The organism is Ectothiorhodospira lacustris (genome assembly GCF_022227845.1).
Taxonomy (GTDB): domain Bacteria; phylum Pseudomonadota; class Gammaproteobacteria; order Ectothiorhodospirales; family Ectothiorhodospiraceae; genus Ectothiorhodospira; species Ectothiorhodospira lacustris.
The window spans coordinates 36,204-61,730 of sequence record NZ_JAJNQN010000002.1 but is presented as its reverse complement, the minus strand read 5'-3'; the positions used below and the strand labels follow the sequence as shown (position 1 = coordinate 61,730).

Below are 25,527 nucleotides of genomic sequence, written 5' to 3'. Positions count from 1 at the left end.
GAATAAAGATCACGCCCTACCATCCGATGGCTTCCGGTAGCCACAGGGCGATCCCCGGGAACAGGATCAACAGCCCCAGGGCCATTAGCTGGATGAATACAAAGGGGATCGCCCCCCGGTAGATATCCGCAGTCCGTATCCCTTTGGGCGCCACTCCCTTCATGAAGATCAGCGACCATCCAAAGGGCGGCGTCAGGAACGAGGTCTGCAGGTTCATGGCGATGAGGATCGCGATCCAGACCATGGAGAACTCCGGATACCCCGCCAGGAACGGCATGAACAGGGGGACGGCGATGTAGGTGATCTGAATCCACTCCAGGAAGAACCCCAGCAGGAAAATCAGCAGCATCATGAACAGCAGGGTGCCGTAGGGTCCGCCGGGCACCCAGTTGAACATGGCCTCCACCAGGAACTCCCCGTCCAGCCCCCGGAACGCCAGGGCAAACACCTGGGAGGCGATCAGCACGAAGAACACCATGGCGCTGATACGCACCGTGATGATCAGTGCCTCGTTGACGACCGGCAGGCTCAGGCGCCGCATCAGCGCCGCCACCACCACCGCGCCCACCGCGCCCACCGCCGCGGCCTCCGTGGGCGCGGCGATGCCGCCGATGATGGCCCCCAGTACCGCCGCCACCAGGGCCAGGGGCGGCAGCACCGAGGTGAACAGGTCCTTCCAGAGCTGTGCCTTGCTTATGGCCGCCCGTTCCTCGGCATCGATGGCCGGCACATCCGCCGAACTGTACCAGGCCAGAAACAGCAGATAGACCACGTAGAGTCCGGCCAGCAGCAGGCCCGGCACCAGGGCGGCGGCGAACAGGCTGCCCACGGACAGGTTCATGGTGTCCGCCAGCACCAGCAGTACCAAGCTGGGGGGAATGATCTGCCCCAGGGTGCCCGAGGCACAGATGGTGCCGCAGGCCACCGACGGTTTGTAACCGCGGTGGATCAGGGTGGGCAGGGCCATCAGGGTGAGGGTGACGATGGCCGCCCCGACAATGCCCGTGGCCGCACCCATGAGCACACCCACCAGGATTACTGCCAGCGCCATGCCGCCGGGCAGGGCGCCGCTGGCGTGGCCGATCACCTCCAGCATGCGTTCCGCCACCCGGGTCTTGTCCAGCATCACCCCCATGAATACGAACAGCGGGATGGCCAGCAGGGTGTAGTTGGTGATGGTGCCGAAGATGCGGGAAGGCAGCAGCTCGAACAGCCAGCCTTCGAAACCGATGAAGCCGAACACGAATCCCACGGCGGCAATGGCGAAGGCCACCGGCATCCCGGTGAGCACGAGGACGAAGAAGGCACCCACCATCATCAGCGCGATGTACTCAAGGGGCATGGACAATCCTCCGGCGGGGTCCGGGGCGGCGATAGTGGAACAGCAGGCGTCGACCGATGCTCAGGGTTTGCCGCAGGGCCTCGCTGAGGATGAGGGCAAAACCCAGCAGGATCATGGCCTTGGGAAGGAACAGCCAGGGCATGCCGCCAGCGTTGGGCGAGCCTTCGCCGCGCACATAGGAGATGTTGACGAAGGGCCAGGTGTAGAAGAGGACCAGGGCCGCAATGGGGATGGCCACCAGCACCATGGTGATGCCGTTAAGCCAGAGTTTGCCCACCCGGCTCAGACGATGGGAAAAGACATCCACCCGAACGTGTTCATCGGCGCGCATGGCATAGGCGATGCCGGTCATCACGCTCAGGGAGAGCAGATACCATTCCAGTTCCTGCAGCCACACGGCGCCGGTACCGAAGGCGTAGCGGGCGGTCATGTTGCCGAAGATCAGCAGTATCATGGCGGCCATGGCGACGGCCGAAACCCCGCCGGCAAGGCTGGTGATCCGGTACAGCACACGCTCGAAGCGGAGGAGGAGCCGGGGCATGGCGATCTCCAGGCGATCCCGTCGGAATGAGTCGGATGAGCCCCGCTCCCGAGGGAAAGGGGCTCCGGAGCAGGCTCAGGCGAGGATCTTCCCGCCCAGGTCCCGGATCTGGGTCTGGAAGGCCGTTTCCGAGTTTTGCTGCCAGCGGTCATGGCGGGCCTTGAACCCGAAATAGCTCTCATGCACCCGGCGCACCAGCGGGTCCTTGGCGGCCCGGTCGCTGAGAATATCCCGGGTGGCTTCCAGCAGGGCCTGGATCACGTCGTCGGGCAGCGGCCCGAATTGCACCCCATGATTGGTCACCAGGTCGTCCAGGGCATCGGCGTTTCTGGCCTCCAGCCAGGCATGGGAGGTGATGTTGCAGGCCGCCGCGGCGTTGCGCATGATGGCCTGCAGATCCTTGGGCAGGGATTCCCAGGCGCGGCGGTTGACCACCACCTCGGTGCTGGTGGCCGGTTCGTGCCAGCCGGAGGAATAGTAGTACTTGGCGGCCCGGTGCAGACCCAGTTCGCGGTCGGAGTAGGGACCCACCCACTCCGCGGCATCAATGGCACCCCGCTCCAGGGCCGCAAACAGTTCACCACCCGGCAGCAGGCGGGCATTGGCGCCGATGGCGTTGTAGATGTCCCCAGCCAACCCCGGCATGCGGATGTTCAGGCCGCGGAAATCCCGCAGACCCTCGACCGGGCGCCGGAACCAGCCCACCGGCTGCACCCCGGTGCAGCCCACCACCAGGGGCACCAGATCAAAGGGCTTGTAGACCTCTTCGTACAGTTCATAGCCGCCCCCCTCGTTGAGCCAGGCGTTATGACCCTGGAAGGTCATGCCGAAGGGGACGGTGGTGAAGTATTGGGCGGCGAAGGACTTGCCGGCCCAGTAATAGGCGCAGCCGTGATTGAGCTGGACCTGACGACCGGAAGAAGCGGCATCGAAGCCCTCGAAGGCGGGCACCAGTTCATTGGCGGAATAGACCCGGATGCGGATACGGCCGCCGGACATTTCCTCCACTCGCCGGGCGAAGTCGGTGGCACTGCCGGGTCCGGTCTGGAAGAAGGGCAGGCCGGCGGGCCAGGTGGTGGTCATGCGCCAGTTGAAACGCTCTTGGGCCTTGACGATGGCCGGTGCCCCGATGATGGCGGCCCCGGTGGCCACGGCGGTGCCGGCCTTGAGAAAATCTCGACGCTTGATGGACATGGCCTTGATGCTCCTCGGTGGTGGGTTCGCTTGATGTTGTTTTTGGAATATGAACCAAACCGGTTATGCGTGACAACCTTGTGCCGATTAGGTTGGTGGCATCTCAAGCAGGCGCTCGATCTCCCCAGCAATGGCTTCCGGCGGGACATTGGGGGCATAGCGCCGGACCGCCCGACCATCTCGACCCACCAGAAACTTGGTGAAATTCCACTTGATGCCCTGGGACCCCAGCAGACCGGGCGCGGCGGCCTTGAGGTGACGAAACAGGGGATGGGCGTCAGCGCCGTTGACCTCCACCTTAGCAAACAGCGGGAAGCTCACCCGGAAGCTTGTGGTGCAGAAATCGGCGATCTGGTCCTCGCTGCCCGGTTCCTGGTTGCCGAACTGATTGCAGGGAAAGCCCAGCACGTCGAACCCCCGGTCGTGGAAACGATCCTGCAGGGCCTGCAGGCTGCTGTACTGTTTGGTGAGGCCGCAGCGGCTGGCCACGTTGACGATGAGCAGAACACGACCGGTGAATTCGGCCAGGGTGCGGGGTCGGCCCTGGATGTCGGTGGCCTCGAAAGTGTGGATAGTGCCTGGGTCGGTGGCCATGGCGTGTGCTCCAGTGGTGGGGCGGCGGGGGTTCACCGCAGAGTATCCCGGCCCCGGAACGAAAAAAAGCCCGGCAAAGCCGGGCTTTTTTCATGGCGTCACCGCGGCAGATCGGAACTTCCCATCAGCCACTGATCCACTGCCCGGGCGCACTGGCGCCCTTCGCGGATGGCCCAGACCACCAGGGACTGGCCGCGGCGCATGTCGCCGGCGGCGAACACGCCGTCCACGCTGGTGTGATAGGCCTTGGCGCCTTCGGTCACACCCTTGACGTTGCCCCGGGGATCCAGCTCCAGGCCGGATGCCTGCTGCAGTTGGGCCAGCATGCCCTCCTGTACCGGATGCACGAAGCCCATGGCCAGCAGCACCAGATCACAGCGGATTTCCCGCTCGGTGCCCGGTACTTCGCTCATCTGGAAACGGCCCTCGGCATCCTTCTCCCACTTCACCGTCGCCACCCGGGCGGCCTTGACCCGGCCGTGGCCGTCGTCGATGAAGGCCTTGGTGGCCACGTTCCACTCCCGGGTGCAGCCCTCTTCCTGGGAGCTGGAGGTGCGCATGCGGTTGGGCCAGTTGGGCCAGGTCAGCCCCTTGTTCTCCTTTTCAGGCGGCTTGTCCAGGATCTCCACCTGGGTGACATGGACCGCGCCATGACGGTTGGAGGTGCCGATACAGTCGGAACCGGTATCGCCGCCGCCGATCACCAGCACGTGCTTGTCCTGGGCGCTGAGGAAGTCCTCGTCGGGTACGAACACGCCCTGGACTCGCTTGCTGTTGCGGGTGAGGAAATCCATGGCGTAATGCACGCCCTCCAGTTCACGGCCGGGCACCGGCAGATCGCGGGGCTTTTCGGCCCCCCCTGCCAGCACCACCGCATCGAACTCCGCCTGCAGTTTCGCCACCGGGATGTCCACGCCGATATGGGTCTGGGTGTGGAACTGCACCCCTTCCGTGCGCATCTGCGCGATACGGCGGTCGATATGCGTCTTGCTCAGCTTGAAATCGGGGATGCCGTAGCGCAGCAGGCCGCCGATGCGGTCCGCCTTCTCGAACACCTCCACGCTGTGACCGGCACGGGCCAGCTGCTGGGCGGCCGCAAGACCCGCGGGGCCGGAGCCCACCACCGCCACCCGCTTGCCGGTGCGGCGCTGGGCCACCTGGGGCCGGATCCAGCCTTCTTCCCAGGCCCGGTCGACGATGGCGCACTCGATGGTCTTGATGGTCACCGGGGTGTCGTCGATGTTCAGGGTGCAGGCGGCCTCGCAGGGGGCGGGGCAGATGCGGCCCGTGAACTCGGGGAAGTTGTTGGTGGAATGCAGCACCTCGATGGCCTGCTTCCAGTCGTCCTTGTACACCAGGTCATTCCAGTCCGGGATGATGTTGTTCACCGGGCAGCCCTGATGGCAGAAGGGGATGCCGCAGTCCATGCAGCGGGCCCCCTGCTCACGCACCTGTGCCACGTTCAGCGGGATGACGAACTCCCGATAGTGAACGATACGGTCACTCACCGGCGCATAGCGCCGGTCGCTGCGTACAAATTCCAGGAATCCGGTTGGCTTACCCATGAGCGGCGCTCCCCTCAAGCGGCTGGTTGGCGGTCAATGGTCGGTTGGCACCCGGCGGACGGGCCTTCTGGGCCTGAAGTTCTTCCAGGGCGCGACGGTAATCCACCGGCATCACCTTGACGAAACGGGGCAGGAAATTATTCCAGTCCGCCAGGATGCGTTTGGCCTGGGCCGAGCCGGTGTAGGCCAGATGACGCTCGATAAGGGTCTTCAGGCGCCGGGCATCGTGGTTGGTCATGTCGTGGCTCAGGTCCACCCGGCCGTGGGTTTCCAGATCCCCGCCCTGGTGATCCAGGGCTTCCAGGGCATCGTCCTCGGCGGCGATGGGCTCCAGTTCCACCATGGCCAGATTGCAGCGCTGGGCGAAGTCACCGTCCTCGTCCAGCACGTAAGCCACCCCGCCGGACATGCCGGCGGCGAAGTTGCGGCCGGTGCGGCCCAGGCACACCATGATGCCGCCGGTCATGTACTCGCAGCCGTGGTCGCCCACGCCTTCCACCACGGCGGTGGCGCCGGAATTGCGCACGCAGAAACGCTCACCGGCCACGCCGCGGAAGAACACCTCGCCATTGATGGCGCCGTAGAGCACGGTGTTGCCGACGATGATGTTGTCCTCGGCCCGGTCGATGGCGGCATGGGCCGGCGGATAGATGATGATGCGACCGCCGGACAGGCCCTTGCCCACGTAGTCGTTGGCTTCACCTTCCATCTCGATGGTCACGCCCTTGGCCAGCCAGGCGCCGAAGGACTGGCCGCCGGTACCGCTGGCCTTGATGTGGATGGTGTCGTCCGGCAGGCCGGCATGGCCGTAGCGGGCCGCCACCTGACCGGAGAGCATGGTGCCCACGGTGCGGTGGAAGTTGCGGATCCGGGTTTCGATCTTCACCGGCTTGCCCTCGGTCAGGGCTGGCTGGGCCTGCCGGATCAGTTCGTGATCCAGCGCCTTGTCCAGACCGTGATCCTGGGTCTCGGTGTTGTAGATGGCCACCTCGGCCGGCACCTGGGGCCGGGCCAGCAGACGGGTGTAGTCCAGCCCCTTGGCCTTCCAGTGGCTGATGGCCTTGCGCATCTCTAGCAGATCGGCACGACCGATCATCTCCTTCATGGTGCGGAAGCCCAGCCTGGCCATCAGGCGGCGGACTTCCTCGGCCACGAAGAAGAAGTAGTTGATGACGTATTCCGGCTTGCCGGTGAATTTCTTGCGCAGTTCCGGATCCTGGGTGGCCACGCCCACCGGGCAGGTGTTCAGGTGGCACTTGCGCATCATGATGCAGCCTTCCACGATCAGCGGCGCGGTGGCGAAGCCGAACTCATCGGCCCCCAGCAGGGCGCCGATGACCACATCGCGGCCGGTGCGCAGGCCGCCGTCCACCTGCAGCGCCACGCGGCCCCGCAGGCGGTTGAGCACCAGGGTCTGCTGGGTTTCGGCCAGGCCGATCTCCCAGGGACTGCCGGCGTGTTTGATGGAGGTCAACGGGCTGGCCCCGGTGCCGCCGTCGTAACCGGCGATGGTGATGTGGTCCGCATGGGCCTTGGAGACGCCGGCGGCCACGGTGCCCACACCCACCTCGGAGACCAGCTTCACGGAGATGCGGGCCTTGGGGTTGGCGTTCTTCAGGTCGTGGATCAGCTGTGCCAGATCCTCGATGGAATAGATGTCGTGGTGGGGCGGCGGCGAGATCAGGCCCACGCCGGCGGTGGAATGACGCACCCGGGCGATCTGGGCATTGACCTTGTGGCCGGGCAGCTGGCCACCTTCGCCGGGCTTGGCGCCCTGGGCGATCTTGATCTGGATGTCGTCGGCGTTCACCAGGTACTCGGTGGTGACGCCGAAGCGGCCCGAGGCCACCTGCTTGATGGCGGAACGTTCCGGATTCATGGAGCCGTCCGCCAGGGGCAGGAAGCGTTCCGGCTCTTCACCGCCCTCACCGGTGTTGGACTTGCCGCCGATGGCGTTCATCGCCTTGGCCAGGGTGGAATGGGCCTCGTAGGAGATGGAGCCGAAGGACATGGCACCGGTGGCGAAGCGCTTGACGATCTCGGCCGCCGGTTCCACCTCGTCCAGAGGGATTTCGGTATCGGCGAACCTGAAGTCCATCAGACCGCGCAGGGTCAGCAGGCGCTCGGACTGCTCGTCGATGAGCCGCGAGAACTCGGCGAAGCTCCCGGCGTCGTTGGCGCGGGTGGCGTGCTGCAGCTTGGCGATGCTGTCCGGGGTCCAGATGTGATCTTCGCCGCGGATGCGGAAGGCGTAGTCGCCGCCCACGTCCAGCTGCTTGCGGTAGATCTCCGCATTGCCGTAGGCCTGCCGGTGCCAGCGCACCGCCTCTTCGGCCACTTGGGACAGGCCGATACCCTCGATCTTGCTGTGGGTGCCGGAGAAGTACTGGTCCACGAACGGCGTGTTGAGGCCGATGGCATCAAAGATCTGGGCGCCGCAGTAGGATTCCAGGGTGGAGATGCCCATCTTGGACATGACCTTGAGCAGCCCCTTGCCGACGGCCTTGATGTAGCGCTTCTGGGCCTCTTCGAAGCTCAGCCGCTCCGGCAGACGCGGCAACATGGACTGGATGGTGTCGAAGGCCAGATAGGGGTTGATGGCTTCGGCGCCGTAGCCTTCCAGGGTGGCGAAATGATGCACTTCCAGGGCGGCCCCGGTTTCCACCACGATGCCGGAGGCGGTACGCAGCCCCTTCTCGATCAGGTGATGGTGCACGGCCGAGGTGGCCAGCAGCATGGGGATCGGAATCCGGTCCCGGTTGGTGTCGCGGTCGGACAGGATAAGGATATTGAAGCCATCCAGAACCGCCTGTTCCGCCTCGGCACACAGGCGATCCAAGGCGGCGCCCATGCCTTCGGCGCCTTCGACGGCGGGGTAGCACACGTCCAGGGTGCGGGTACGGAAGGCGCCGCCGGAGTGGTACTCGATGTGGCGGATGCGCTCCAGGTCCTGGTTGGTGAGCACCGGCTGGGGGGTTTCCAGGCGCCAGTGCCGGCCGGCCTCGTTGATGCCCAGCAGGTTGGGGCGGGGACCGATCATGCACACCAGCGACATCACCAGTTCCTCGCGGATCGGGTCGATGGGCGGGTTGGTCACCTGGGCGAAGTTCTGCTTGAAATAGGTGGACAGGTGCTTGGGCCGGGCCGACAGCACCGAGGGCGGGTTGTCCGCGCCCATGGAGCCTATTGCCTCCTGGCCGGTGAGGGCCATGGGGGTGAGCAGGAACTTCAGGTCTTCCTGGGTATAGCCGAAGGCCTGCTGGTGATCCAGCAGGGTGGCGTCATCGGGGGCCATGGGACCGACGCCGGTGGGCAGGTCTTCCAGACGGATCTGGGTCTTCTTCAGCCATTCGCCGTAGGGGCGGGCTGCGGCCAGTTGGGTCTTGATCTCGTCATCGCTGATGATGCGGCCTTCCTCCAGGTCGATCAGCAGCATCTTGCCCGGCTGCAGGCGCCACTTCTTGACGATCTGCTCTTCGGGAATGTCCAGCACGCCCATCTCGGAACCCAGGATTACCAGGTCATCCTTGGTGACCAGGTAACGGGCGGGGCGCAGGCCGTTGCGGTCCAGGGTGGCACCGATCTGGCGGCCGTCGGTGAAGGCCATGGCGGCGGGGCCGTCCCAGGGCTCCATCAGGGCCATGTGGTATTCATAGAAGGCGCGACGCTTCTCGTCCATCAGGGTGTTGCCGGACCAGGCTTCGGGGATGAGGATCATCATGGCATGGGCCAGGGAATAGCCCCCCATCACCAGCAGTTCCAGGGCGTTGTCGAAGCAGGCGGAGTCGGACTGGCCTTCCGGGATCAGCGGCCAGATGGTGTCCAGGTCGTCGCCCAGGATCTCGGAACGCATGGTGTGACGGCGGGCGGCCATCCAGTTGACGTTGCCCCGCAGGGTGTTGATCTCGCCGTTGTGGCAGATCATGCGGAACGGCTGTGCCAGGTCCCAGGTGGGGAAGGTGTTGGTGGAGAAGCGCTGGTGCACCAGGGCCAGGGCGCTGACGAAGGTTTCGTCCTGCAGGTCCAGGTAGTAATGGCCCACCTGGCCGGCCAGCAGCATACCCTTGTAGTTCACCGTGCGGGAGGACATGGAGGCGATGTAGCAAGCCTCGAAACCGTGACCGGCATCGCGGATCTCGTTATCCATGCGCTTGCGGATGACGAACAGTTTGCGCTCGAAGGCATCCTGGTCGGCACAGTTGTCGCCCCGGCCGATGAACACCTGGCGCACCCTGGGTTCGCTGGGCAGCACACTTTCGCCCAGGTCGCTGTTGTCGGTGGGCACGTCGCGCCAGCCGAGCACGGTCTGACCGCTTTCCAGAATGTGCTTTTCGATGATGGCCTGCATCCGGGCGCGGATGTCCGCATCCTGGTGCAGGAAGATCATGCCCACGCCGTAGTGTCCGGTCTCGGGCAGGTCGAAGCTCACCTGGGCGCGGAAGAAGGCCTCGGGGATCTGCACCAGGATGCCGGCGCCGTCACCGGCCTTGGGGTCGGCACCGACGGCGCCGCGATGATTGATCCGCTCCAGAATCTCCAGACCCTGCTGGACGATCCGATGACTTTTCTGATTCTTGATATGACAGACAAAGCCGATGCCGCAGGCGTCGCGCTCGTGGGCTGGATCATAGAGGCCCTGCTCGGGCGGTAAGGCATGAAAGCTCATCATTGACCTCGCTGGTATCTGGTCGCTGGCCGGCATCCGCGGCAGTCTGGTGTCGGGGGATCGGGCGGTTTTACCGTCGCCGACCTCCTGCTATTGACTTCCGTGAATATCGCCGAATTCCGGCGGGTTGGGGAGATTAAAGGGAAAGTGTCCGCGACGCCAGAGGGCGAGGGGCGCTTCCTTCAAGAACTTGTAAAAATGCACTGCTTTGGTGCGCTTATGAACTGTTTTGGGGCGTTTTTATGTCGGTTTTTGTGTTTTTCTACGGTTTTTCGTAATGATCAGGGCGTCTTATTCCTGCGCTGCTGTTTCATATCAATCTGCGTGCCAATAATTGCGATGGCTTTGCGGACACGAGGCTGGATGAAGCACGGTGAGCGGGCATTTGCAGTACGGGTGCACCAATGCCGGGCAATCTTTGCGGGATTCGGTGCAGGTGGTATGGTCCTCACATGACCTCTCTACCTTCGGGGTGCGCGGCCGGGCGCAGGAGAGGGCCGGTTGTTGGTTCAAGAGGGCGAGGGCATGGGCAATGCACTACTGGTGGCGGTGGTGGCGGACGAGTTCGAAGAACAGGCCCTGGCCATCGCTGCCCGCGAGGGGGCTCTCCAGGCGACCACGCTGGCAGGCCGAGGCATCAACTTTCCCGAACACGTCACCTTTTTCGGTCTCACCTATCAGGGGGTGGAGCGGGTCTGCCTCTGGATCCTTGAGGAGGAACGGGCCACCCATGTGGCTGAGTGCCTCAACCGGGAGCTGGATCTGCTCAAGCCCTTCAAGGGGCTGGCGTTCTCAGTCCGGATCGACGGGCCGGGACCCCTCCCGCCAGATCATCTTCCCGACTGAGTTGCTTCGGGTCGCAGGCGTGCAGTAGGAAAACGGACAGATTAAGGGAGCCAGAGGCCGGCCTGGGTTTTAAGCCCCCTCCGTCATGCGGGTGCCCAAGGGGAACAGACCGCGCTACCCAGTGAGCGCCTGTGGATTGTCAAGGATATTGACGGGCAGGCTAGCCAAGCCTAGAATTGTCGCCAACACGGCCCCTCTCGGTGACCCCGCTTCGGCGGGGAGCTGCTGAGGGGTTTTTTTGTTGCCTGTGTTCACCACTCAGCTTCCCAGCCAGTCGGCGCGCCCATCCCCGCCAAGTTCAACTCAAGGTGGGTCAGATTGGGGAAGGCTAGCAAATGCGCCTTCATTCGCTCCGACCAGCTCGACTTTGGGTTGAACACGCGCAGCAGATGGGAGGCGATTTTCAGCAGCAGGAAGCAGCGTGCCCGGGCATGCGCATCAGCCTCAAATGGAGCCACCCACTGCAATTCGGTGGCTGACGGCAGTTTGGGCTGATCGACGATGTTGCGGTTCCACAAACGACTGTGATGTGCACAGATGTTGCGCAGATAGTTCAGGCTCCGCAACCAGGTGGCGAAGGTGCGGCCATTGCTGACGCCGTACTGGCTGGCAATCATATCCTGCTCAGCTTCGCGCATACCGTCGAACAGTGTCGAGAGCGTGCCGAAGTCCCACACCTCACACGCCACCCAGATTGCTAGTGGCAGGCCGTACTTGGCCCGGTTGTGGCGTACGAACTCTTCCTTGGAGCGACCGATCAACTGGGCATGTTTGCTCAGCCAGTTGTGATGCTTGGTCAGGCCGCTGTCTTTGTCCAGCTTGGCGCTGAACTCGTTGTGGAGCAGCTCGGGCTTGAGATAGGCGAACCGGTCGAGCTTGCCAAGCGTATGCGATACATCTACCCGCAGCGCCACCTCAATGCGCTCGAGCGCGTCCAGCACCAGCAGCCGCAACTGCTTATCGAACACGTAGAGATCCACCGCGTTTTGGAAGGTCGTCCCCGCCCGAAACGAGTCCAGCGCAATGCGTTCCACGCGCCCTCTCTTCGTCTTCCTGTCATGCTCGTCCAACAGGCACAGCGGCCCGCTACGCTCGCGGCACGCGAACCAGTAGCCGCTCAGGCGGTAGTAGCCGATGCGCTCCAGGTAGTCGAGCGCACGCTCCCGGTCGGTGACAAGCATTCCACGTTCGATTAGTTGGTTCAGTTGATCGTCGTAGCTTTTCCAGGGTTTGTGGTAGCTCATCTGGCTATTCCTTGATGCGGTGCTCTAGCTTTATCGTGGTATCGTCTTACGAAACTTCGCAACGGCGAACCCCTCAGGCACCGGCTTATACGGATCATCCTCACGAGGCCAACGCTTTTCACGGCTCTGGAAAGCTCGAAGGTTTGCAATTTCCAGTTCCACGACGGCCACATGCTCATTCTCGCCTCCACGAAGCCTGCAAGCGTCTCGCTTGAAGGCTTCTTTGGCTGGGTTTCTCACCCTGCTATCACCATATTTCCGGTTGTTAACGAGTGCAATGTGTGCGTGGACGTCTAGGCTTGCTGATTCCACGAGCGCAGAAAATGTCTCCAGGTCCTGGTTCCAGGAAAGGATCATCATGCAATCTACGTTGCCCTGGAATTGCTGGCGATGTGCAATGTTCTGCAACTCAGAGCAGATCAGAACACCAAAGCAGAAACCGTAGTGAATGTAAACGGGCTTGCGCTCGTTAGCCAAATGCGCCGGCCATTGCAACCCGAATAACCGCAACAAGGTTTCTTCCTCACCTGCCGCAGGCAGAGACTTCGCCTGCCGGATCTGAACCGATGACGGAAATCCCAGCCTGTCATCCGCCAAAACCAGGACCGCCTCGCTGTGAGCCTCGGAAGAAGGCCCCCGGTGGTAATCGAGGCCAGCAATCAGGCTAATTCCCGCCTCCTGAAGAAGTCGGGATACGGTGTCGATCCATCGCTCGGGAAGTGACAATTCAGGCAGCATCAAGTGCGTTGGTCGCGGATAGGCATCAATGGCCTGATTGATCAGGCGCTGAATGCGCTGGTATCTGCTGCGTGAAAGATCTGAACGTCCGTTGGCTGCAGCAATGAAGCTCTCGTCATTGGTCAGCAGGCTGCTGATTCCCAGCCTTACTTTCGGCACTGCCCTACTACCCCCCATTCTTGCAATGCGCTCAGGAGTTGGCTTATCTTCCTTCGTGCTCTCGTCCTTGTCATTATGGATGAGGTCAGTCTGAACCAGCGAACCCAAAACCCATATCCCCCGCACCGCCTGGACGTATCTTGCCCAGTTCCGTGCTGGAGCATCGCCCAAGCCTTCGAAGACGCATTCCTCTGGTAGGAACAAAGATACTTCTTGCGCAGTATATGGACGAGTGGGCAGGAGGTATGGCAACAGCGATGGCGTTAAGGCGCCTTCAGAAGTGTCGATGCAACGCGAGGGAACACGTGCAGCGCCAGTGCCGTTGACGGATGCGACCGATTTTTTCAAAAAGTCGCACAGGTCGTGTTCGTGCGGATAGATGTGATGCAATTGGTGTTCTTGCTTAACGGCCGGTCGCTGGCGGGCCGCATGCCTGCGCAGGTGATCCTTGTAAGCCGATTTCGCCCAATCTGTTTCACGCAAGCCCAGTGCCTGAGCTGCAATGGACTCAACGTTTTTTCCAAGGCCGACTGCTTCACAGACGTCGAGAGCGGTTTTGCCGAGCGGGCGCATGGCTCCCTTGCTGTGGCTCCAGCGCACTGATCGCAGAAGAGCGTCGCTCGCCAAGTCCAGTGTGGTCTTAAGGAGTCCGTCCCATAATCGGCCTTCGGCACAAGGCTTGGCCCTGAAACCGTTCACCTTGACCTCCGATGATGCGGTCTTGGCCTGCAGCGCTTTCAATGCATTCAAGGTTGACTCGACTAACCGGTGGGCATCAGGCCAGTCCATCAACGCGACTGCTAGAGATAGCAAGCGCGGAAGGTAGTCTAGATGATCGAGGATTTTGTCTGGCCGCAAGATATGACTATGCGCAAACTCATAGAACTGCTTGCGCTCCTGTCGCCAATCATCTTCGCGCAGGTCGCGCGCCAAGGTCTCCACCGCTCTCAGCTGTATCGACCACCCAAGCCGACGCACGGACAAGCTGTCTGCACGTCGCAGCGTGTCGGCTTCTTCAGATGGATGCCCCGCAGCGGTGAGAACTTTGGCCGACGCCATAGACTCCAGTCGGTCTGGAGATGCCATCAACCTGCGCTCGCTGGAAACGCTACGAATCTGTGATTCAATGTTGCTCAGCAGGTCGATGCCTACCTGTCCCTGCAGGAAAAAGGTCTTTTGCTTGCTCTGTTGCAGCAATAACTTCGTCTTGCCCTGAAACTCTCCGGGCAAGGTCAAATAAACTTCGCCCTTCGTGGCCCTGCCGTCACTCGGAAAGCTCTGCGTTCGTGCAGCAAAGTACGACAAAACCTGGTCTGCTGAAACCAGATGACCTGGGTCGCGCAACACCAGGAACAGGTCATCGACATACCGACCGTAATAAACCGGCGTCAGTCCCTGCTCAATGTCGTGATCCAATCCGGCCAACAAAGCATTGGCAGCCACCCTCGAAAGTGATAGGCCGATTGGTAGCCCACCGACTGCGACTTTACTGCAACCCAGCGCGTGCATTTCACTCGCGACTTGCTTGGACCACTCGACCAGTATAGCCGTAAAGCCTCGGGTGAAGTTCTGTTCCCATTCGGAAAGCGAAATACCAGCCATTGCAAGGAATCGACTATCGGAAATGAAGGTAGGATCAATGAGATGGTAATAGCTGGTCAGGTCCATCGAAATCGCAACAACCGCGTGTCCGGCTTCCAACTCGGTGCGAATGGCTCTTAGGCCACGATTTCGCCATTCCTTGTATGGTCCGAAGTACGGCTGGAAAGACCCGATCGCTTCTAGGTGGTAATCCCCGACACTGCCTTTCGGTGCGCCAGGCTCCGGCCGATAGCGGCGTAGTCGTGAACCGTAGGCCGATTTAGAAAGCGCTGCGTCAAACTTGTGGCCGATCAAGTTGATCCATAGCGCTGACAAGACGTGCATCTCGACCGGGAAGTCCCCGATCAGCCGAAACTCTGGTGTCAGATCGTGTGAGTCGTACAAGTGATCAAACGCACGGATAGGATCGGAGAAAAAGCCATGGCCATCAGGTGTAGTGCGTTTTTTTGGTGATTTGGCGGCGGTACCCAGTTTCTTGGCAACCACGCGCCTCTGCCCGAGGTTCTCTGCAAGCAAGGCTTCTACTTGGTCCTGATGCAGGCGAGCAAGCAAGGCCGTCAGCCTCTGAGCCAAGTCGTGCTCGTAATTGGCAAACTCGCGGGCAATACAGATGGAGCGCTCAAAAAAGCAGTCGGCCTTGGCCTTCCGGAACGCGAAAAAGAGGTCTGTCAGGTCTACATCCTGCCAAGTGCGAATTGCTTTCGTTTTCATTGTCAGTTCGCCCGGTAGCTGCAGCGGGGATTGTCGCAGTCGGTGAGCAGCTTGCCGATTTTTTTGAGGATGTTGAGAGTGTCAGTCACTGCGTTCTCCCGGTTCGGTGCCCAATGAAGACTCGGAATCCGGATTTTCAGGCCCCGGTTCCGGTAGCTCCAGGCCCGGGTCCATGTCCGCCGCGCCTCGGGCGCGGGGCGGCTGGCCGGCGGCTGGCGACTGGGTGGGGCCACCGGGCGCGGGGACCATGTCCCGTATATGCAGATCCATCTGCGGGAAGGCGATCTCGATGCCCAGTGCCCGGAAACGCTTGATGATGGTGGTGTGCAGTTCGCTGGTGGTCATCAGCCGTTCCCGCAACTGGCTCACGTAGACCCGTAGCTCGAAGTTCAGGGCGCTGTCACCGAAGTGGATGAAGAACACGCTGGGGCCCGGTTCCTTGAGTACCTGGGGGTTTTCCGCCGCGATCTGCAGCAGAGTCTCCCGCACCAGGTCCACATCCGCCGAGTAGCTGACCCCCACCGGGATCACCAGTCGGGTGACCGTGTCCGACAGGGTCCAGTTGATCAGTCGTTCGGTGATGAAGTTTTTGTTGGGAATCACCACCTCCCGGTTGTCCCAGTCCACGATGGTGGTGGCGCGGGTGCGGATACGGGCTACGGTACCGCTGTATTCACCGATCGTGATGGTGTCGCCCACCCGCACCGGGCGTTCGAACAGCATGATCAGACCCGACACGAAGTTGGCCACCACCTCCTGCAGACCGAAACCCAGGCCCAGGGTGAGGGCCGCCACCATCCATTGCAGTTCACTCCAGCGCAGCCCCAGCAGGGAGAATACGCTGATGATGGCCACCACGGTGAGGGCATAACGCAGCAGCATGGTGACGGTGTAACGACCGGAGGCATCCATCTGAGTGCTGCGGGAAAGCAGGATCTCCACCAGGCCGGGCAGGTTGCGGGCCGCCAGAGTGAAGACCACCCCCAGGAAGATGGCCATCAGGAAGTTCAGCAGACTGACGCGGCTGAGCACCTCGGCCTCGCCCACCATGATGGTGCGCGACCACAGGGTGATGCCGTCCAGCCAGGTGAGGGCCGGCAGGACATCGGACCAGGCCCAGAACAGGGCCAGGGCCACGGCCGCCCACACGGTGATGCGCATCAGGGTGCGGGTCTGCAGGTTCACGTCTTCCATGCTCAGGTGGGGTTCCGGGATATCCAGCCCACCTTCCGCGCCGGTGCCGGCACTGCTGCTTTCCATGGTCGCCGCCTTGGCCCGCTGCTCACGCATGCGCCGCACCCGCAGGCGTGTTTCGCTCAGGATCAGTGCCCGGGCCGAGAGGTTGTAGCCCAGCCAGACGATGCCCACGATCACCAGGGTGTCGATACTGCGGCTCATGAGTTCGGCCACCGTCAGCAGGTAACCCGCCAGGGTCAGTCCCGCCAGCGTCAGTACCGCCACGCCGATCACCGTCCGCAGCATGCGCCGGCGGCGTTCCTTCAGGGGAGGCTCCTCGCCTTCGGGGAAGGGACTCAACAGCCACCAGCCGAACAGGGCGCTGACCACCACCGCGGCCAGCAGGGCCATGCGACCGAAGACGTCGAAGACTTGGTCGGATGGATGGCTGAAGGTCAGGGCCAGGAGCAGGATCAGCAGCAGTTGGGTGGGCAGGAACCAGGTCAGGTGGCGCCGCAGGCGTCTGACCATGAGCGGGTTCCACTTGAAGTGGGCGGTGCCGACACCGTTCTTGTGGGTGAGCAGGATCAGAAGATGGCCCGCCAGCCACCAGATCGAGGTGCTGAAGAAGATGGTGGCCAGGGCTTCCACTCCGTGGCCCACCTCCGGGATGGCCTCCAGGCGCAGGGACGTGGCCATCAGCAGGACAGGGATCGGCAGGACCCGCAGCAGACTCCAGCCCAGGGCTTGCAGGGTCAGTTTGATGCTGTCGGTGAAGCGGTGCCGGGTCCGGGCCGCCAGATCTTCCAAGTGACTGGGTGTTCTCCGTCCCGGCACGTAAAGAGACAGTGCCAGCAGCAGGGTCAATCCCAGGGCGATGGGGCTACCCACGGTCACGTCCCACAGGACCTTGTAGACTTCCTGCCAGGCGGTGGGGTCCAGCAGGGCCAGGGTGGCCGCCGGGATGCGGACGGACCAGTCCACGCCCACGGGGACATGGCTGGGCCACCAAAGCAGGGTTTCCCTCAGGATCTGGTCCAGCTCATCCACCAGGACCACTACGGTCCGCAGGCGCAGCTCGGTCTGGCGGAGTTGGTCGGCCAGGGTGTCTTCGGCGTGGAGCTGGATGGTCAGGGCCTGCTCCTGCAGTCGCCGCAGTTCACCCTGACCCAGGTCGTCGCCGTTGAGGATCACCGCCCTGGGCTGAGTACTCAATTGCTCCCGCAGGGTGATGGCTCGCAGCCGGGACTGGGCCAGTTCCCGTTCGATGCCCCGGACCGCATAGCGGGCTTCTTCCAGATCCCGCAGTCGCCGCTGCTCTTCCAGAAACAGGCTGCCCAGGGCCTCGGTGAGTCCTCCCACTTCCAGACGTTCACGTACGTTGGCCAGGGTCTGGGTCAGTTCCCGTTCGATGCGTACGTAGCGATCCCGTTCCTGTTGCAGGGTACGAACGCGGGCCTGGGTCTCGGCGATCCGGTCGAAGCGGACCCGCAGGGCCTGGATCTCGCCGGCAAAGCGGGTCCTGGCTTCCGGCTCCCGTTCTACCAGCCGCTGCAGCCCCTGTTGCAGGGTCCTCAATTCCTCCGATGAGCGTTCGCCGAGTTCCCGTTCCAACTCGGCCAGGCCGGCCCTAAGCCAGCGCAGCTCCAGTTCCAGAGCGGGAATCTCCAGACGCAGGACCTCGATGCGGGGTGTCAGACTCTGACCATCCAGCTGGGCGGCAATAATGCGGGCATCGGCGCGTCGGGTGATGGCGTGGCGGGCGGCCTCCACGGCATTGCTTAGCTCTGCGTCTTCCGGGGTGGGCGGCAAGGCCTCCAGTTCCTCGGTACGCTGGTGCTGCAGGCGCTCCAGGGTTTCGGCCTGGGTCCGTGACTGTTCCTCCAGGCGGGAGAGGGTGACACGCCGCTGGTCCAGTTCCAGGGCTGTCTGTTCTCGACGCCGTTCCAGTAGGCCGATGTCATCCTCGATCTGGCTGATGCTGCGGTCTTCGCCGGGGCTGTAGGGTTGGCGCAGCGACTGATCCAGCCGCTGACGCGCTTCCTGAAGGCGATCGGTGGCCGCCTTGGCGATGCCTGCCCGATCCAGGGCGCCACGCAGGCGCTCCACTGCAGACCGCTCCTGTTCCAGGGCCGTCTGCCACAGGGTGCGCTCCGTCTCGGACAGTTCCCCATCGCCGGCCCGCTGGCTCAGGCGCTGTTCGGGACTGGTTCGCAGCCAGGCCTCGGCCGGCGCGGTATCGACGGCCTCTGCCAGCGAGCGAATGCGGGCGATGCTTTGATTGAGGCTGTCCCGCTGGGTATCCAGCTCCGTCTGGCTGACAGGCGCGGGTCCTGTGGGCGGCGCCACACCCGCTTCTTGGGCCGGAACAGGCATCCCGAGCCCAAGGTACAGGGCAAGCATGAGCAATAGCCGGATTGTCAGGCGTTGGGTGGACATGGGGAAATCAACCTCTGGATATCCGGCGGGGGTACTGGATATGGTGATGTGATGTGCTGGACAATGGCACTGAAGCGCCCGCCCCCGGGCGTCCATTGTGCCTCAGTTGGGGGCCATGCGTCAGTTCGGTGGCCGGGGCCAGACTTGTGGAAAGTTCATGACAGAGAAAGACGGACGGGATCATCGCACCGTGTCGCTGGTGCTGGGCTCGGGCGGGGCGAGAGGGTTGGCCCATATCGGTGTGATCCAGGAGCTGGAAGCACGAGGGTATGAGATCAAGGCCATTGCCGGCAGTTCCATGGGGGCGCTGGTGGGCGGGATCTATGCCCTGGGGGAACTGGATACCTATGCCGACTGGGTGAAGGGTCTGGATCAGACGGACGTGCTGGCCTTGGTGGACTGGTCTTTGTCGGGCGGAGGGATCATCCGCGGTGACAAGCTGATCCGCAAGCTCAAGGACCTGGTCGGCTGCCGAGACATAGAACACCTGCCCATCAGCTACACCGCGGTGGCGGTGGACATCGAGCGGGGCAAAGAGGTTTGGATGAGTGATGGTCCGCTGTTCGATGCCATCCGTGCCTCCATCGCCATCCCGGCGGTGTTCACGCCCCATCGTTACCGGGGGCGGACACTGGTGGACGGCGGCCTGCTCAACCCGGTGCCGGTGGCCCCCACCTTGCGGACGCTGACGGATCTGACCATCGTGGTGGATGTGAATGGGCCGGCGCTGGAACCCGGTGAGGATGCCCCTGAGTCCGAGCAGGAAAGTCGGGCCTCGGAAGAGGGTCGGTCCGGCTTGCTGCGACGCATGCGGGGGTATGTGGAATCCTTCGGTGGCGACAGCGGGGGAAAGGAGGACGGGCTGGCCCTGACGGAGGTTTTGATGCGCTCCCTGGAAACCATGCAGGCGGCCATCACCCGTCAGCATCTGGCCGTGTTCCGGCCGGACGTGGTCGTCAGCGTGCCCAAGAATATCTGTATGATTCATGAGTTTCATCGTGCCGGCCCCGTGATCGAGCTGGGGCGGCAGCTGGCGCGGGAGCGCCTGGATGCCTTGCCGGGAAAGGAGGGCTAAGTTCCCCGCTCCCCCGACTGTGGTTCGAGTTCATAGGGCTTTACCAGTTGCCACACATGGTCCGGGATCATGTGTTTCATCCGTCCGGGCTGAGCCCGGCGCAGGTGCAGCACTGTCTCCACCGCCTTCATCTCCACCCGCGCCCGGGCAAACTCCAGTCCCCGGGGGCCGATGCGGGGCATGAGAAAGGCCGCCAGGGGGCGAGCCCAGTCGGGCATGCTGCGCAGGGGCAGGCCGCCCGCCGCCCGCTCGGTATTCTTCAGAAATCCCTTCACCGGCCCCTGCCGCTTGCCGGCGCTGGTGCAGGGTGCGGTACGCACTTCATCGCCCAGGAGATCGAGCAGGGCCTCGCCCTTGTCGTTGCGCACCACCAGCCACTGTTCTCCCCGTCCCGCCATGTAGCCCACGGTGATGTCCGCCAGGACGTTGGTGTAGTCCACGCAGGTCTGACAGGTGAGGGGGAAGAAATCCCGGGGCAGCTTGGAGATGGGCAGTTTGAGGAAGGGGATGGTCTGTACCCGGCCATCCTCGAATCGTAGTTCCACACGGTAATCGGCGCGGAATTCCAGGTAGGTCACCGTCTCCGGCCGGTCCGCCAGCAGGGCCAGGAAGTCATGGAAGTGCTCGGTGGTGGTGTTGTCGGAGCAGGGGGTCCCGATGACGTGGAGTGCATCCAGATCCAGTTCCGGCTCGATGGCGCGCAGGGCGTAGATCTGACAGGGCAGGCCGATCACCGCCAGGCGTCGGTAGCCCCGGGCCAGGGCCGGTTCCAGGTGGGCCAGCAGGGGGGCATAGCCCATGCGCATGCCCCGGCACCGGGCCATGTCCTCGGCCCGGGTGACCAGAATGGGCTGTGGGCGCCAGCGGTCCTGGGGATCGGCCGTCATGGTGAGGACGGCATCCACCTGACCGGTCTCCAGCAGGCGTTCGCCGATGCGGGTGGTGATGCCGGTCCACTGGGCGCCTTCTTGCGGGGTGTTCATGGCCGCCTGCAGCATCCGACGATAGGGGCCGAAGAACAGTTCGTCTTCCTTGTCCGGGTTCCGTGCCCGACCATGGACCTGCGTCTCCAGCCGGTCATATCGGGGGTGGATGAACTGGCAGGCCCGGCCGCAGCGCCTGGGGTCGGCGGTGCGGGACAGACCACAGTCGGTACACAGGTCGCGGTGGGGAATGGCGGCGGCTTCGGTCACGGCACTGGATCTCTGGGTTTTCGTGTTTCAAAAACAAAACCGCCCCCGGGTCATGGGGGGACGCCGTGAACACATCCCTGTAGGCTTGACGGTCGCATCCCTGCGGCCGACACATGCCTATGGCATCACCCTATGACCCGGGGTCTCCTCATCAAATCAAGGCAGAACGCGGTCAATGGTCAGCCTGACCTTCGGCGCGGGGGTGTCGGCACTGACGGTGACCGCCTCGCTGACGCCTTCCATGTCGCCGCTCTCGGCCTGGGCCATGCCGGTGCGGCTGAGGCGGGCCACCACTTGCACTTCGCCGAACTCGCGCATGGACATGCCTTCCACCATGCCGCCCTCGTCTTCCAGGCGCAGGTTCAGGGGGAAGGACTCCGCCCTGGCGCGCACGATGGCCAGCGGCATGCGAGGACCCTGGGCGGGGCGGGCAAAGACCATGATGAACTCCTCGCCGGTTACACGCCCTGCCAGTGACTCGTCCAGTACCACCTCCACCTCAATGGCCAGGGCGCCGGCATCGGTACCCGCATCGGCCGTGGGGGTCTGCTCACCGGCCATGCCGCCGGTCATGGTCCGGACATCACGCAGCGCCTCGGCCACGGAGCGGGCGGCGTCACTGCCTTCCGGCAGCCGACTCAGCAAATGGTCCAGACGCTGCGCGGAGCGCGGGTAATTCTCCTGCTGGAAATCCGCGATGGCGCCCAGCCAAAGACCATTCTGGTGGTCGGGGTCCAGCTCCAGGGCACGATCGAGCAGGCGGCTTGCCTGGCGGCTTACCCGACCGTCGGTGGCCAGCATCAGGGATTCGGCGTAGTCCACGTTCAGATCCGGCTCATCTCCCGTGCGTCGATAGGCCTCGTCAAAGGCGGCAGCCGCGTCCTCGAACCGTTCGACGAAGCCGTAGGTGCGGGCCAGGAACAGCCAGTTCTCCGTGTTGTCCGGGTCTACCTCCAGGCGCTCCCGCAGCTGCACGATCATGCGTTCGATATCCATCATGTCGTGACTGGGTTCCTGGCCCATGGCCAGGGTCTGGGCGGGCGACATGCGCGGGGCCGTGTCCAGCTGAAAATAAATCAGCAGGGCCGCCACCGGCACCAGCACGGCGGTAATGCCCAGGAGGATCATCCCCTGACGGGGAGCGGGTGTGGGGACCGCCGGGGTTTCCTCCGGCTGTTCCACGTCGGTGATGAGATTGTCTTCCAGCTCCGCCTTGGCGGCCTCGTACTGCTCACGGGTGAGCAGGCCGTTGGACAGTTCCTGATCCAGCTCGGCCATGCGCTGGCGGTAGATGGTGAGATTGAGCCCGCGGAAGGCCACGTCGGCCTGTTGCCGGCGGCGGATGAAGGGCCAGAGGATCACCAGCGCCGCCAGCGAGAACAGCAGAACGGCACCGATCCAGAATCCAGTACTCATGCATCTTTTCCTTCATTCAGCAGGCGGCGGGCACGCTCCCGCGCGGCGGCGTCGGCAACGGGCTGCTCATCCCGGCGATGACTACGGCGGGCGGTGAGGTAGAGGGCCGCCAGGCCGATCAGGAGCAGGATGAACGGACCTGCCCAGAGCAGGAAGGTGGCGGCGGAGAGGGGCGGGCGATAGAGCACGAACTGACCGTAGCGGGCCACCATGTAGTCGATGATCTGCGCATCGGTGGCGCCGGCCCGGAGCTGGTCGCGCAGCTCCCGGCGCAGGTCCCGCGCCAGCCCGGCGTCGGAATCCGCCAGGGACTGGTTCTGGCATACGGTACAGCGCAGTTCGTGGAGCATGGCCCGGTAGCGCTGTTCCAGCACCGGATCATCGAAGTCGGTGGGATCCAGCCCGCCGGCAAGACTCAGTCCGGGCAGGCAGAGTGTCAGACACAGGCCCAGGGCGGTCAGCAGCGATTTCACAGGGCCTCCCTCCGCAACTGTTCAACCATGGGCAGGACCGTGTCCCGGGCATCCTGCCAGCTCAGGGGGCCGACGTGCTTGTAGCGGATCCGACCCTGGTGATCAATGACGAAGGTCTCCGGGGTGCCGTAGACCCCCCAGTCGATCCCCACTCGCCCTTCCAGGTCATGGGCGTTCCAGACATAGGGATTGCTCATGCTGCGCAGGTAGGCCAGGCCATCGCCGCGCTCATCCTTGTAGTTGAGGCCATAGATGGGTACGCCCTGGTTGGCCAAGGCCACCAGCACCTGATGCTCCTGTCGGCAGGAAACGCACCAGCTGGCCCAGATGTTCAGCAGCACCACCTCGCCATCGAAGTCGTTGCTGCCCACCACCCGCTCGGGGTCTTCCAGGGCGGGCAGCTGGAACCGGGGGGCGGGCTGATCCACCAGCGGCGAGGGCACCCGGCGGGGGTCCAGGCTCAGTCCGATCATCATGAATCCCCCCAGGACCGCGACGATGATCAGGGGCAACAGATAACGCAGACGCTTCATGAGGCGGAACTCCGGCCGGCGGCTTCGGGCAGGTTGTCGGTGTCGGCCTTGCCGGCGGCATCGGCACGGCTTTCGCTGGTACGGCGGGCGAACACCCGGTAACGACGATCCGCCGCGGCCACCAGACCGCCCAGAACGATGAGGGTGGCACCGATCCACAGCCAGACCTGGAACGGGTTGTGATAGAGACGCAGGGACCAGGTATCGCCCGGCAGGGGCTCACCCAGGGCGACGAAGATGTCGCGGGTGAAACGGGTCTGGTAGGCGGCCTGGGCCATGGGTTGGGTCTGTACCCGATAGACCCGGCGCTGGGGGAAGAGCTCGGTGACGAACTCGCCGTCCCGGGTCACCACCACCCGGGCCTCGACGGCCTCGTAGTTGGGGCCGCGCACGCCGTAGGTCTCCCGCAGTTCATAGGTGTAGCCGGCCAGGGTGTGGCTCTGGCCGTAGCCCAGGCGCACGTCCTGTTCCTGCTCGAAGGCCATCAGCAGGGTGATGCCGATCACCAGGACGGCAAACCCCAGGTGGCTGACGGTCATGCCGTAATAGCCGGCGGGAGTCCTGCGCAGGGCGGTCAGCGGGTTGCCGCCCCGCTGGGTGGCGCGACCGTAAAGATCGCGGGCGATGGTGAAGAGGATCCAGAAACCCATGGTGGTGCCCAGGATCACCATCAGGGTGACGCTGCCCTGCATCGCCAGGGGGAACACCACTCCGGCCACCAGGGCCGCCAGCAGGGTATGCCACAGGCGCCGGGTCACCTCCAGGGGCGAGACATGCTTCCAGCGCAGCAGCGGCCCCAGGCCCACCAGGAAGATCAATGGGACCATGAGGGGGGCAAAGACCGAGTTGAAGTAGGGCGGACCCACGGAGATCTTGCCCATGCCCAGGGCATCCAGCAGCAGGGGATAGAGGGTACCCAGCAGCACGGCGGCCAGGGCCACCATGAGGATGACGTTGTTGGCCAGCAGGGCGCCTTCCCGGGAGACCGGGTCAAATTCCGCATGGCTGCGCACCGTGGGGGCGCGCCAGGCATAGAGGGCGAAGGAGATCCCCGTCACCGCCAGCAGCAGCATCAGGATGTAAACACCTCGAGTGGGGTCGGTGGCAAAGGCATGTACGGACACCAGGACCCCGGAGCGGACCAGGAAGGTGCCCAAAAGGCTCAGGGAGAAGGCCAGGATGGCCAACAGCACGGTCCAGCTGCGGAAGGCACCGCGCTTCTCGGTCACCGCCAGGGAGTGAATCAGGGCGGTGGCCGCCAGCCAGGGCATGAGGGACGCATTTTCCACCGGGTCCCAGAACCACCAGCCGCCCCAGCCCAGGGTGTAGTAGGCCCACCAGCTTCCCAGGGCGATACCTGCGCCCAGGAAGGCCCAGGCGGTGGTGGCCCAGGGACGGGTCCAGCGTGCCCAGGCGGCGTCCAGGCGGCCGCCGATGAGGGCGGCCACGGCGATGGCGAAGGGCACGGCCAGACCCACGTAGCCCATGTAGAGCATGGGTGGGTGGATCACCAGGCCCGGGTCCTGTAGCAGGGGGTTGAGATCCCGGCCGTCCGCCGGGATCGGAAAGATGGGCTCGAACGGGTTGGAGGTGAACAGGGTGAAGGACAGGATACCGACGCTCACCAGGCCCATGACCGCCACGGTGCGGGCGGCCATCACCGCCGGGAGCCCCTTGCTGAACAGAGAGACCGCCAGTGACCAGCCGGCCAGCATCAGCGCCCACAGGACCAGGGAGCCTTCATGGCCGCCCCAGACACCGGAGATGCGGTACATCAGCGGCAGGGCGGAGTTGGAATGGTTGGCCACGTAGGCCACGGAGAAGTCATGGGTGATGAAGGCGTAGGTCAGCGTCAGATAGGCGATGGCCAGGAACAGGAACTGGCCGGCCACCGCAGTATGGGCGGTGGCCATCCAGGTGGTGGTGCCGCGGTGGGCGCCGATCAGGGGGATGGTGCCCTGGACCAAGGCCATGAGCAGGGCGAGGATGAGGGCGAGCTGACCGATTTCGGGCATCATGC

Annotated in this window: 16 protein-coding genes; 2 read left to right on the top strand and 14 right to left on the bottom strand. The window is 63.8% G+C overall.

What is annotated here, in order from left to right; genetic code table 11:
- Nucleotides 1–16 precede the first annotated feature (16 nt).
- The 6 genes from LQ956_RS01995 to gltB form a co-directional block, all read right to left on the bottom strand.
- Nucleotides 17–1,342 carry a TRAP transporter large permease gene (locus tag LQ956_RS01995; RefSeq protein WP_238621279.1) on the bottom strand — a complete coding sequence of 442 codons (1,326 nt, stop codon included), beginning with the start codon at nt 1,340–1,342 and terminating at the stop codon, nt 17–19.
- Entirely contained in the window at nt 1,332–1,883 is a 552-nt protein-coding gene (locus LQ956_RS01990) for a TRAP transporter small permease subunit (RefSeq protein WP_238621278.1), read from the bottom strand. The genes LQ956_RS01995 and LQ956_RS01990 overlap by 11 nt, the downstream gene beginning before the upstream one ends.
- A gap of 75 nt (nt 1,884–1,958) precedes the next feature.
- Nucleotides 1,959–3,077, bottom strand: a complete 1,119-nt coding sequence (locus tag LQ956_RS01985; protein WP_238621277.1) for a TRAP transporter substrate-binding protein — start codon at nt 3,075–3,077, stop codon at nt 1,959–1,961.
- Nucleotides 3,078–3,164: 87 nt separating this feature from the next.
- Entirely contained in the window at nt 3,165–3,671 is a 507-nt protein-coding gene (locus LQ956_RS01980; RefSeq protein ID WP_238621276.1) for a glutathione peroxidase, read from the bottom strand.
- 98 nt (nt 3,672–3,769) lie between these two features.
- Nucleotides 3,770–5,236, bottom strand: a complete 1,467-nt coding sequence (locus LQ956_RS01975; RefSeq protein WP_238621275.1) for a glutamate synthase subunit beta — start codon at nt 5,234–5,236, stop codon at nt 3,770–3,772.
- A complete protein-coding gene (gene gltB / locus LQ956_RS01970) occupies nt 5,229–9,902 on the bottom strand; it encodes a glutamate synthase large subunit (protein ID WP_238621274.1) in 4,674 nt (1,557 codons plus the stop codon). Before gltB ends, LQ956_RS01975 begins: the two co-directional genes overlap by 8 nt.
- 501 nt (nt 9,903–10,403) lie before the next feature.
- Between gltB and LQ956_RS01965 the strand changes: the two genes are divergently transcribed.
- Nucleotides 10,404–10,748 carry a hypothetical protein gene (locus LQ956_RS01965; RefSeq protein ID WP_238621273.1) on the top strand — a complete coding sequence of 115 codons (345 nt, stop codon included), beginning with the start codon at nt 10,404–10,406 and terminating at the stop codon, nt 10,746–10,748.
- Between the two features lie 251 nt (nt 10,749–10,999).
- On the opposite strand, the gene LQ956_RS01960 is transcribed toward LQ956_RS01965, so the two are convergent.
- The 3 genes from LQ956_RS01960 to LQ956_RS01950 all read right to left on the bottom strand — a co-directional run bounded on the left by LQ956_RS01960 (nt 11,000) and on the right by LQ956_RS01950 (nt 18,817).
- Entirely contained in the window at nt 11,000–11,992 is a 993-nt protein-coding gene (locus tag LQ956_RS01960) for an Abi family protein (protein WP_238629280.1), read from the bottom strand.
- Nucleotides 11,993–12,022: 30 nt separating this feature from the next.
- Nucleotides 12,023–15,202 (bottom strand): RNA-directed DNA polymerase, encoded by a 3,180-nt coding sequence (locus LQ956_RS01955; RefSeq protein WP_238629279.1) that lies wholly within the window; start codon nt 15,200–15,202, stop codon nt 12,023–12,025.
- Nucleotides 15,203–15,283: 81 nt separating this feature from the next.
- Nucleotides 15,284–18,817, bottom strand: coding sequence for a mechanosensitive ion channel domain-containing protein (locus LQ956_RS01950; RefSeq protein ID WP_238629277.1), 3,534 nt, complete (start codon nt 18,815–18,817; stop codon nt 15,284–15,286).
- A gap of 157 nt (nt 18,818–18,974) precedes the next feature.
- On the opposite strand from LQ956_RS01950, the gene LQ956_RS01945 reads away from it, so the two are divergent.
- Nucleotides 18,975–19,892, top strand: coding sequence for a patatin-like phospholipase family protein (locus LQ956_RS01945; protein WP_238621265.1), 918 nt, complete (start codon nt 18,975–18,977; stop codon nt 19,890–19,892).
- On the opposite strand, the gene LQ956_RS01940 is transcribed toward LQ956_RS01945, so the two are convergent.
- The 5 genes from LQ956_RS01940 to LQ956_RS01920 all read right to left on the bottom strand — a co-directional run bounded on the left by LQ956_RS01940 (nt 19,889) and on the right by LQ956_RS01920 (nt 25,525).
- Nucleotides 19,889–21,085 carry a Coenzyme F420 hydrogenase/dehydrogenase, beta subunit C-terminal domain gene (locus LQ956_RS01940; RefSeq protein ID WP_238629276.1) on the bottom strand — a complete coding sequence of 399 codons (1,197 nt, stop codon included), beginning with the start codon at nt 21,083–21,085 and terminating at the stop codon, nt 19,889–19,891. The genes LQ956_RS01945 and LQ956_RS01940 overlap by 4 nt on opposite strands.
- Before the next feature lie 156 nt (nt 21,086–21,241).
- Nucleotides 21,242–22,501: a c-type cytochrome biogenesis protein CcmI gene (ccmI, locus tag LQ956_RS01935; protein WP_238621263.1), complete on the bottom strand. Its 1,260-nt coding sequence runs from the start codon at nt 22,499–22,501 to the stop codon at nt 21,242–21,244.
- On the bottom strand, nt 22,498–22,974 hold the full coding sequence (locus LQ956_RS01930; protein ID WP_238621262.1) for a cytochrome c-type biogenesis protein: 477 nt from the start codon (nt 22,972–22,974) through the stop codon (nt 22,498–22,500). Before LQ956_RS01930 ends, ccmI begins: the two co-directional genes overlap by 4 nt.
- Nucleotides 22,971–23,507, bottom strand: a complete 537-nt coding sequence (locus tag LQ956_RS01925; protein WP_238621261.1) for a DsbE family thiol:disulfide interchange protein — start codon at nt 23,505–23,507, stop codon at nt 22,971–22,973. Before LQ956_RS01925 ends, LQ956_RS01930 begins: the two co-directional genes overlap by 4 nt.
- Entirely contained in the window at nt 23,504–25,525 is a 2,022-nt protein-coding gene (locus LQ956_RS01920) for a heme lyase CcmF/NrfE family subunit (protein ID WP_238621260.1), read from the bottom strand. Before LQ956_RS01920 ends, LQ956_RS01925 begins: the two co-directional genes overlap by 4 nt.
- Nucleotides 25,526–25,527 lie beyond the last annotated feature (2 nt).

Coding starts and splice junctions, on each gene's coding strand:
- LQ956_RS01995 (WP_238621279.1), bottom strand. CDS start 1,342: ATGCCCCTTGAGTACATCGCGCTGATGATGGTGGGTGCCTTCTTCGTC.
- LQ956_RS01990 (WP_238621278.1), bottom strand. CDS start 1,883: ATGCCCCGGCTCCTCCTCCGCTTCGAGCGTGTGCTGTACCGGATCACC.
- LQ956_RS01985 (WP_238621277.1), bottom strand. CDS start 3,077: ATGTCCATCAAGCGTCGAGATTTTCTCAAGGCCGGCACCGCCGTGGCC.
- LQ956_RS01980 (WP_238621276.1), bottom strand. CDS start 3,671: ATGGCCACCGACCCAGGCACTATCCACACTTTCGAGGCCACCGACATC.
- LQ956_RS01975 (WP_238621275.1), bottom strand. CDS start 5,236: ATGGGTAAGCCAACCGGATTCCTGGAATTTGTACGCAGCGACCGGCGC.
- gltB (WP_238621274.1), bottom strand. CDS start 9,902: ATGAGCTTTCATGCCTTACCGCCCGAGCAGGGCCTCTATGATCCAGCC.
- LQ956_RS01960 (WP_238629280.1), bottom strand. CDS start 11,992: ATGAGCTACCACAAACCCTGGAAAAGCTACGACGATCAACTGAACCAA.
- LQ956_RS01955 (WP_238629279.1), bottom strand. CDS start 15,202: ATGAAAACGAAAGCAATTCGCACTTGGCAGGATGTAGACCTGACAGAC.
- LQ956_RS01950 (WP_238629277.1), bottom strand. CDS start 18,817: ATGTCCACCCAACGCCTGACAATCCGGCTATTGCTCATGCTTGCCCTG.
- LQ956_RS01945 (WP_238621265.1), top strand. CDS start 18,975: ATGACAGAGAAAGACGGACGGGATCATCGCACCGTGTCGCTGGTGCTG.
- ccmI (WP_238621263.1), bottom strand. CDS start 22,501: ATGAGTACTGGATTCTGGATCGGTGCCGTTCTGCTGTTCTCGCTGGCG.
- LQ956_RS01925 (WP_238621261.1), bottom strand. CDS start 23,507: ATGAAGCGTCTGCGTTATCTGTTGCCCCTGATCATCGTCGCGGTCCTG.
- LQ956_RS01920 (WP_238621260.1), bottom strand. CDS start 25,525: ATGATGCCCGAAATCGGTCAGCTCGCCCTCATCCTCGCCCTGCTCATG.